General features: G+C 72.0%; 1 protein-coding gene. It reads right to left on the bottom strand.

Annotation, left to right across the window (positions count from 1 at the left end; all coding sequences use genetic code 11):
* The coding region (locus KJ554_12055; protein ID MBU0743065.1) for a VWA domain-containing protein at positions 1-2,023 on the bottom strand (2,023 nt) is incomplete at its 3' end.
* Positions 2,024-2,211 lie beyond the last annotated feature (188 nt).

Raw genomic sequence — 2,211 nt, 5'->3', positions numbered from 1 at the left:
CCCGCCGGGCCATCGCGACCCCCGCCGATCCGATCAGCAGCCCCAGCGCGCCGAGCAGCCTGAGCAGGGGCTCCGAGGTGCCCGTGGCGGGCAGGCTCGACGCGAACTCCGTGCCGTGGGGAAGGCCGCCGGACAGACGGCAGGGCCGGGCGGGGGCATCGGCACTCACGGCCTCCTCCACCGCCATCCGGCTGGTGTAGGCGGTCACCAGGCCGAACGCTAGGCCGGTCTCGACCACCTGCGCGCGCACGCCGTCCCGGTCCGCGCCGCGATGGAAGTCCGCCATCAGGCCGGCGACCTTCAGGCGCGCCCAGCGGACCGCGACCCCGTCGCACGCGCCCCCGGTCTCCGCTTCGCCCAGCGGGTAGGACAACCCCTCGCCCGCGAGCGCGGCGGTGAACGCGCCGCGCAGATCGGCGCCGGGAGGGAACCGGCCCGACCAGAGCACCAGCTCGCCCGCGTAGACCTCCGGCAGCCGCTCCGGATAGCTCTCGGCCGGACCATCCCCCCGCCAGGCGAGTCGCGGGTCGGCGAGCTGGGGCCGCGAGATGCGCTCCAGGAAGGCGTCGATGCCGTTCCCGGCCCCGGCGGCGCTGTTGACGAACGCGCTCAGGCCGCCGCCGTACTCGGCGAGCCGGCGCACCAGGTAGCGGTTGGGAGCGCTGCCGATACCGACGACGTGCAGGCGCACCGGCCCCATGTCGACCGTCGCCTCGCGCAGCAACTGAGCCTCGTTGCCGATGGCGGCGTCGGTGATCAGGATGATGCGCCGGCTGTATCCGTCGTCATCGTCGCCGCCCGAAAAACGGCTCGTGGCCCGCAACAGGGCCGGATGGAGTTCCGTGCCGCCGTTCGCGTCGAGCATCCGCACCCAGGCGCGGGCGTCGGCCAGGCCGGAGGGGGTCGCCGCCTGGAAGTCGCGCCGGAAGATCCGGCTGTCGTTCGCGAAAGCCAGGATGTTGAAGCGGTCCTGCGGGCCCAGGCGGTCCAGGGCGCGCAGCAGTGCCGTCCGGGCCTGGACGATGGATTCGCCCTGCATCGAACCGGAGACATCCACCAGGAACAGGGTCTCGGTGGGGATCGGCTCCCGCCGGCGCGGCGGTACGATCTCGGCCGCGGGCACGACCATCAGCAGGGCATAGCGGCCGTCCGGGCGGTCCTCGACGAAGAGAGCCGTCGCCGGCACGTCGGCGACGGACGGTCGCCAGGCGAGCAGGAAGTCGCGGTCGGCGGGGATCGTCCCGCCCGCGGGCGAAGCGAGCCACAGGTCGCCGTCCCGGTCGAGGTCGAGATCGTGAGAATCGGAGCGCACGTCCGCCAGGGCGACGCCCGGGTTCAGCTCCACCCGGACCGTCGCCACGGGAAAGCGCCGGTCACCCTCCCCCGCGAAGGTCGGCGAGACGCGGGCGGCCGAGAGCGCGCCCTCCTCCGTGCATGCCATCGCGGGCGGGATGTAGCGCGGCGTGAACGTCAGCGGAAACGCCAGGCCGAACTCGCCGCCGTCGAAGTCGGCCCTGTCCAGATAGCGCAGCTCGACGGTGATCCGATCCCCGGGACAGATGTTGGCCACCGAGGTGGTGAAGAGGTTCGGGCGCTCGCCCTCGACCAGGGCTGCGCGGCGCCCGCTCGCGCGCGCCGTCACGTAGGTGCGGCGGGCCTGCTCCCTCTCCTGGACCACCGACACGATGCGGCGCTCGCCGACGATGATCTCCATGGCGTGCACCGCCGCGTTCTCCGGCAGCGGAAAGACGTAGATCGCCTCGATCACCTGGTCCGTCGGATTGGTGAAGAGCTGCGACACGGTGCCCGCGATCAGCGGTCCGTTCACCTCCAGGGCGACGTCGGTCCGGACCGCCGGGAGCGGCACCAGCCCGTCCGCCCGGCGCCACAGCAGCTCGCCGCAACCAACCGACTCCAGGGAAGTCACCTCGCCGGGGAACACGGCGGCGGGCGCGACGGCCGCGGCGCAGACGCACAGCACGGCGAGGCGAACGTATCCGGATCTTGTTCTGCTCGATGACATGACGCCCTCCTTCGTTGCCCGAGGGGGGCAATAAACAGACCGCAGCAGACGCGTCGTCGTTCTTAGCCCGGATTATTCATGAAGCATACGACTGAGCCCGCAAAGCACCCAGTTTCACCGCCCGGTGGCAGGACCGCGGGGCTTCCGTCGTCAAGCAGCCGGATTGTACAATGGCGAGGCCGGTTCTG

The sequence above is a fragment of the bacterium genome (assembly GCA_018814885.1).
Classification (GTDB): domain Bacteria; phylum Krumholzibacteriota; class Krumholzibacteriia; order LZORAL124-64-63; family LZORAL124-64-63; genus JAHIYU01.
The sequence above is the reverse complement of the archived record's forward strand: the minus strand, read 5'-3'. Positions and strand labels throughout refer to the sequence as shown.